Here is a 7,780-nt window from a genome sequence, read left to right on the forward strand (position 1 = left end):
AACCGTTACAGGCAAGCGTAAAAGACAGTGCAATCCTGACATTGACGATTGAAAACCGAGACTTTGCAAACAAAAAAGTAAACCGAATTTTACACGAATGACTGTTCATTACATATTTAAAAAGACCAACGAGCCGACACGCAAGCCGACTCGAAAGTTTTTAAAATTTTTCCCCACCGCATTTTTTTAAAAACATTTTATCCTTACCCGCATTGGCACATTTGATTTTTCCCGATACACTTTTCCGACCCTTCACAAAACTAAAAGAGCCAATTTTGCTAACCCGCAAAAAGACTGTTGAAAAGATTTTGACTTTTTTAGGATGCTATTTAACGACAACTTTGTATTTTTGGACATAAAATGACAAGTCAAATTTTTCAAGCATTGAAAACAGTAGGCGAACTAATACGGGAAGCAAGAGAAAAAAGGGGGCTACTACTAAGGCAGGTTGCCTCTTTTCTTGAAATTGACCAAGCCCTTTTAAGTAAAATAGAAAGAGGGGAAAGAAAAGCTACCAGAGAAAATATAATCAAGTTGGCTTCATTTCTTGAATTGAACGAAAAGGAACTCTTAGTTCAATACCTGAGTGAAAAAATTGCTTATGATTTGCAGGATGAAGATGTAGCAAAGGAAGCCCTGAAAGTAGCTGAAAAGAAAGTTGAATACTTAAAAAGACATAAATGATAAACGACCAACAAATAACCGAGAATGAAAACTGGTTAAATCCATTAGCTGATAGAGAATCAGTTCAACTTGAAGAATATTTGAATTTTTATAACAATAGAATTGAAGGGGAAGGGGGTAATAGAAAGCTGCATCATGAGAGCGAGATTCTTTTTGTAAAAGAATTTATGTTCCCAATTTTAGGTAAGGAAAATATCAAATATCTTATCCCGCAATATCCATTTCTGGATTCAGAAGGAAAAACCAGAAGAATAGATTTTGCAATTACTAAGGATGGGAAGAAGTTAGCACTTGAAGTTAATGGAGAAACATATCATGCAGAAGGTGTCATAGCAAGAGAGGCATTTGACGACAATCTTAATAGGCAAAACGAAATCTTAATCGCAGGATGGCATTTACTGCGATTCTCTTATAGCCAATTACAACATCCGGACTGGCGTAAACGAGTGAGCGAAAGCATCAGACGAATTATCTACAAATTATTTCCTGAGCTACTTTCCGAAACGCTGATTGAACCAAATCATTTACAGATTAAGGCATTAGAAGCTCTGGACTATTACAGAAGTTTCGGATGGAAAAAAGGAGTTGTAGTATTACCGACAGGAACAGGTAAAACTTTTCTATCGGCATTTGACACCAAGAAAGTTGAGGGCAGAATTTTATTTATCGTTCATAGACTTGACATTCTAAGCCAATCAAAAGAAGCCTTTGAAAAAGTATATCCGAAAGAAAAACTAGGATTGCTCACAGGAGAAGTAAAAGAGAATGTTAAAGATTCCAAAGTTCTTTTCGCTTCTAAAGACACATTGAGAAGTCCTGATACGCTTTATCAATTTGCACCTAATGAATTTGATTACATTATTGTCGATGAAGTTCATCACGGGCAAGCGCCAACCTATCAAATAATTCTAGAATATTTTCAGGCAAACTTCTTTATGCTCGGTCTGACTGCCACGCCTGACAGAATGGACAGGAAGGATATTTTTGAGCTTTTCGACTACCAGAAAGTATTTGAATACACTTTAAATGAAGCTATTGAAAACGGCTTTCTTGTTCCATACACCTATTACGGATTAAAAGACAATATAGATTATTCAAAAATCAGATACCAAGGCAACAAATACAATGTGAACGACCTTGATAAGTATTTGATAATAAAAGAACGTAATGAACAAATTTTAAAAGAATATATTGAAAAAGGAAAAGGTTATAAAGCCGTTGGCTTTTGTTGTTCAGTTAAACACGCAGAAGCGATGGCAAAATTTTTCAATGAAAAGGGGATACCTTCTTTTGCTATAACTTCACAAACTCACAACAGAGACGAACTGATTCAACAATTCAGAGACAACCAATTTACTGTTGCTTTCACCGTAGATTTATTTAATGAAGGTGTTGACTTTCCAGACTTGCGTGTATTACTATTTTTGAGACCAACCGAGTCAAAAACCGTTTTCATTCAACAGCTTGGCAGGGGCTTAAGACTTTGCACAGGAAAAGACAGAGTTGTAATTCTTGACTTTATCAGTAACTACAAAAAAGCAAATAACATAAGGGAGTACCTTTCAAAAGGAAAAAGCGAAAAGAAAAATTCTAAAACCGGCAGAGTAGAAAAAATTGTTTATGAGTATTCGCCTAAGTGTTCTGTAATCTTTGATGCAGAGGTTGAAGAAATTCTGGACAATCAAGACAAAGCAGGAAGAGAAATCACCAAAGAAGATTTAATTGATGCTTACTATACGCTGGCGGAAAAACTGGAACACAAACCAACACAACAGGAAATTAACGAACAAGGTGAATTTAAAGTTGGAAAATATCTATCTGTATTTGGTTCTTGGGTTAAGTTTCTAAGAGAAATTGGAGAATTTACAGAAGCCAGTTATCATTTCCCGCAAGGCGTACACCTCGGGCACATTCTATACATTTTAAAAACGCTTCAAAGCAATCGTTTAAAGAATACTCATCTTGACAGCAAATATATCCGAATAAGAGGAAATCTTGGAGAGGACAGATTAGGTGCTTTTCAGAGGCAGACAAAATACAAGTTGCAAGCTCTTATGGAACTTGGATTGATTGTAGATGATAGAAAGGTCGGAACAGATACCGAATACGTCCTTCAACTTACACCAAAAGGGAAACAATTAGCAGAAATTTTAAAACCTGTTTTCAAAAAACTTGACTTTGGCTTCAAAGATAAAGACAGCGATATTCCGTCTTGGGAAATGAATACTCAGCCCTCACAATTCAATGAAGCAATCAGCAAGTTCATAAAAGCAAACAAGAAACACGGTGCATTTATTACAAATGTTTTCCTTGAAATGCATGCGGTTGGCTTAATGCTGAATTATCTCTATCGTGTAGAACGTAAAAAATTAATAAATAAAAACAGCATTTATCAAGGTTTCTTCTCTGCTCCTTTTGTTGCAAACTATTGTGACAGAAACGGAATTGAAGCAGCAACCGAAGAAGGAGCAAAAAGGAGATGTCCGTTTCTTCTAAATATACTTGAAGCATTAGGCATTATTAAACAGGAAACAAGTTCAATTGAAGTATTACAATTTGTTCTGTCAAAACAGACCATACAATTGAAATCCAAAGAATCAGAAAAAGAAATATTTGAGCGAATTACTAAGATTGAGAAGAATCCAAAATCACTTTCAGACGAGGATGTCTCGCTGTTGAAAGAAGCGTTCGGCAAGGATTTTCTTACTGACAAATATTTTATTAAAAACTTTAAAACCGTAAAGTAAAATGGGAAATAAATCACATTACAATTCAGGGCATATAGCAATGAACAAGCTCAAAAAAAATGGGGTTGCTCATAGTAGTTTCATTGAATCTCAACTGCCGCAAAAAACTTATCACGGTTTATTCGTTGAGGACGCAGTTAAGTTTCTGAAAAAACTACCTGATAATTCGGTACAATTAATTTTGATTGACCCACCATATAATCTCGATTTGGCAATATGGGACACATTTAGCAATTATTTAGAATGGGCAAGGCAATGGTTGGACGAAATTTACAGGGTGCTTTTAGAAACGGGTAATTGCGTAATATTTGGCGGATTCCAATATCAAGATCTTAAAAAAGGAGACTTGTTGGAGATTATGCACTACACAAGACATAATACCGATTTGCGTTTCACTAATCTAATAATTTGGTATTACAAAAACGGAATGAGTGCGCACCGCTTTTTCGCCAACAGACACGAAGAAGCTATTTGGCTTTCAAAAACAAATAAATATTTCTTTGACTTAGATTCTGTTCGTATTCCGTTTGATGAAGAAACCAAAGAACTTTATAAGCGAGATAAGCGACTAAATCCTGAAAGCGTTGAGAAAGGCAAAAACCCAACTAATGTTTGGGAGATTAGCAGATTAAATGGCAATTCAGTTGAACGCGTGGGACACCCAACACAAAAACCACTTGAACTGATAAGAAGGTTTGTAAAAAGTCTTTCTTACCCTGGTTCTTTAGTACTTGACTTTTTTGCAGGTTCAGGAACTACGGGCCGCATTTGCATTGAAGAAAGCAGAAATTCAATTCTTGTGGACAGCGACCCAAAAATGTTGGAATATTTTGACTTACATCTAAAAAATATGAACGGCAGATTGTTTTCTGCACAGCATTGCATAAAAATCAATCCTGACTTGAATGAGTTTTTAGAGTTGGTAAAAACTGAAAGTAAAGTCGAAGCAGAATAATGCTATACCAAATTACTATATTAAATGAGAAACAAAATCTTCATAAGCCATGCCTCACCTGATGACAACGATTTTACAAAATGGTTGGCATTAAAGCTTATTGCGTTGGGTTATGAGGTTTGGTGTGATGTTTTGTTCTTAGACAAGGGAGCCGATTTTTGGAAAGTAATAGACAAAGAAATCCGTGAAGGGGCCATAAAGTTCTTACTGGCAACTTCTGAAATTGCCATTAAGAGAGATGGAGTATTAAAAGAAATTGCCGTTGCGGAAAAAGTAAAAAAACAACTAAAGGATGATAATTTCATAATTCCATTAATCATTGACGAAAACCTTTCGTATGATGACTTGCCGCCCGAAATCATTCGCCTGAATGCGATTGATTTTAAAAAATCATGGGCAACGGGTTTACAGGATTTACTGGATGCATTAGACAAACAGAATATTTCCAAAAACAGTCCCGACCCCGATAAAAGCAATGCCCTGTATCAGCAAATATTTCTGCACAACAAGGGCATAATTGAACGAGAAGAAATTTATGATTCCAATTGGTTCAGCATTTTATCCTTCCCAAAGGAATTACGCTTTCATGATTTTGGGAAACTGATGCCAAAAGGTTTTGATGTGAGTGAACTTACGTTTCCTGCGGTTTGCTATAAAAATTATCTCTGCACTTTTGCATGGGAATATGATTTCATGCACCAATTACCTACAACAGAAACATATAACAGCAGCCAAACAATTAGAATACCAACTGAAGAAATACTATCAGGCAAATACGATTCGCCATTCATTGGCAACTTTGAATGTCAACGGTTGATTGTTCAACTATTGAATAAGGCGTTTGAATTGAGAATGAAAGACAAAGGAGTTCGGGAATATCCTATGTCTAATAAAGTAGGTTATTGGTTTGAAAAGGGAAAGCTGGTGAAGGATAAGTTCAATAAAATACGGTTGGTTGGTAAGCAAAAAGATAAACATTGGCACTTCGGTATATCAGCAGCAGGTAAACTTTATCCGTTTCCCGTGTTGATGGTTTCATCACATATCTTTTTCACCAAAGACGGTAAAGAAATCATTGAAAGCAAAAACATACAACATGCAGCACGAAGAAGACAGGGTAAAAATTGGTGGAATGACGACTGGCGGAATAAGCTGCTTGCCTTTGTAAAATACCTGTCGGATGATGAAAGCAGTTTTTATCTGATGGTAGGAAGCGAAGAAAAAATTCATATTTCTAATAAGCCTGTTCAATTTATCGGGTATGTCAGCTATAACAAACCTGAGAAAAATACGCTGGAAGATGAAGCAGAGATATCAGATTTAAATGACCTGAATGAATTTGACGAAGAAATAATTGAAGAAGCCGATTCTGAATGAAGAAACTGATATACATACCTGAGCCAAATATACTCTTTGCCAATGGACAGAAATGTACAGACGCAAGGGACGGACTTGCTTTGTTTGGTCCGCTAACTAATATATATGGCATCAAAAGCGGTGTAGTAGGAACCAGAAATGGATTAAAAATTTTCCAAAATTACATCAAACGCATACAAAAGCCCATTTACAACGCTAATAATATTACACGTCCAATGTTTCCAGGTTTTGAAGCTGTGTTCGGTTGTAAATGGGACGCAGACCATGTGGTTTTCAAAGAAGTAACCAATGAAGAAATTGGGAAACTGCTATACACAGACAGCACCCACAAAAGGACGTATGATTTGGTTACCTTATTCATAAACAAAATAATATCCGCCAACAAAAATGAAGATGAAAAAGTAGATGTATGGTTTGTGGTGATTCCTGATGAAATCTATCAATACTGTCGCCCCAATTCTATATTACCCAAAGACTTAGTTCAATCAAAATCATTGATAAGCAAATCGAAGGCAAAATCATTTCGATATGAACCAACCTTATTTGAAGACATAAACAAGGAATTGAAGGAGCAGGAAAAAGAAGCGATAACTTACAAGTATGATGCCCAATTTCATGACCAGTTGAAAGCCCGATTGCTTGAACACACTATTCCAACACAGATTTTAAGAGAGAGCACTTTGGCGTGGCGTGATTTCAAGAACAAGTTTGGTGAACCCAAAAGAGACTTTTCAAAAATTGAAGGTCACTTAGCTTGGACAGTTTCAACCGCTGCATTTTATAAAGCTGGTGGTAAACCTTGGAAGTTATCAGATATTAGAAGCGGTGTTTGTTACCTAGGGCTTGTTTACAAGAAAATTGAAAAAGGTATGAACCCAAAAAATGCGTGCTGTGCAGCCCAAATGTTTTTGGATAATGGAGATGGAACTGTTTTCAAGGGAGAAGTTGGCCCTTGGTATAATCCTGATAAGGGAGAATTTCATCTAAAACCCAAAGAGGCAAAAGCATTATTGACACAGGCCTTAAAATCGTATGAAGAACAAAACGGAGTTTATCCTAAAGAAATTTTTATTCATGCCAAGACAAAGTTTAACAGTCAGGAATGGAAGGCATTTCAAGAAGTAACTCCTGAAGGAACGAATTTGGTTGGAGTTACCATAACCAAAACAAAGCCCTTAAAACTTTTTAAATCAGAGGGAAATTATCCGATAATGAGGGGTAACGCTTTTGTTGTTAACGAAAAGAGTGCGTTCCTTTGGACGGTAGGTTATGTTCCGAAAACAGAATCAACCTTGTCAATGGAAGTTCCTAATCCCATTTATATTGAAATTAATAAAGGCGAAGCAGACATTGAACAGGTATTGAAAGATATTTTAGCGTTGACTAAATTGAATTACAATGCCTGTATTTATGCAGACGGAGTTCCTGTAACACTTCGGTTTGCTGATAAAATTGGAGAAATACTAACCGCTTGTACAGACTTAAAAGCACCGCCACTTGCATTCAAATATTACATATAATCCAAAAAGCAAAAGCATACACATTTTGCAGCCTCGCGAATCAGCCCACAAGCCAAAACTGCAAAAAGAGTATGCATTTCTCCAACCCGAGAAAAATTGTTTAAAAAAAATCCCTTCCCTTCTGAAAAATTTTAAAAACGTCAACCCTCAAACCGACTCAAAAACAATCGAACAGGTGGTTGCAAAACTCAATAAAGACAAAGGCTGCAAGACACGGACGACAAAAACGCCAGCCTGTAACAGCGTGTATGTGGCAATAGCGGGTAAAGTGGTAAAACGAAAGGCTTTGCATCTAATAAACTTTGTGCTAAATAGACAGGTAGAAGCTTCTAATCCGCTACTGCACATACACGCAAACCGTTATGCCCCATATTATGACGAAGAATCGACATTTATTAGATATGATAAATATTCAAGATAATACTTATAGTTAATTTAATGATTTTTCGGACTTTTTAATTGTTAAATCAACATTTTAGTTTTGTGATTAACCAATA

At 36.1% G+C, this 7,780-nt stretch carries 6 protein-coding genes; all 6 read left to right on the forward strand.

What is annotated here, in order from left to right; all coding sequences use genetic code 11:
- Window positions 1-360 precede the first annotated feature (360 nt).
- From KO361_04450 to KO361_04475, 6 genes are read left to right on the forward strand one after another with little or no spacing between them, the layout of a single operon-like run.
- Window positions 361-684 carry a helix-turn-helix domain-containing protein gene (locus KO361_04450; GenBank protein MCC7574816.1) on the forward strand — a complete coding sequence of 108 codons (324 nt, stop codon included), beginning with the start codon at window positions 361-363 and terminating at the stop codon, window positions 682-684.
- On the forward strand, window positions 681-3,431 hold the full coding sequence (locus KO361_04455; GenBank protein MCC7574817.1) for a DEAD/DEAH box helicase family protein: 2,751 nt from the start codon (window positions 681-683) through the stop codon (window positions 3,429-3,431). The genes KO361_04450 and KO361_04455 overlap by 4 nt, the downstream gene beginning before the upstream one ends.
- A gap of 1 nt (window position 3,432) precedes the next feature.
- Window positions 3,433-4,386 carry a site-specific DNA-methyltransferase gene (locus tag KO361_04460; protein ID MCC7574818.1) on the forward strand — a complete coding sequence of 318 codons (954 nt, stop codon included), beginning with the start codon at window positions 3,433-3,435 and terminating at the stop codon, window positions 4,384-4,386.
- Window positions 4,387-4,410: 24 nt separating this feature from the next.
- Entirely contained in the window at window positions 4,411-5,763 is a 1,353-nt protein-coding gene (locus tag KO361_04465) for a toll/interleukin-1 receptor domain-containing protein (protein ID MCC7574819.1), read from the forward strand.
- Complete coding sequence (locus KO361_04470) at window positions 5,760-7,283, forward strand: hypothetical protein (protein ID MCC7574820.1); 1,524 nt, start codon at window positions 5,760-5,762, stop codon at window positions 7,281-7,283. The genes KO361_04465 and KO361_04470 overlap by 4 nt, the downstream gene beginning before the upstream one ends.
- A 25-nt stretch (window positions 7,284-7,308) precedes the next feature.
- Window positions 7,309-7,704, forward strand: coding sequence for a hypothetical protein (locus tag KO361_04475; protein MCC7574821.1), 396 nt, complete (start codon window positions 7,309-7,311; stop codon window positions 7,702-7,704).
- Window positions 7,705-7,780: the final 76 nt, after the last annotated feature.

The sequence above is a fragment of the Candidatus Woesearchaeota archaeon genome (assembly GCA_020854775.1).
Classification (GTDB): Archaea; Nanobdellota; Nanobdellia; order Woesearchaeales; family 21-14-0-10-32-9; genus 21-14-0-10-32-9.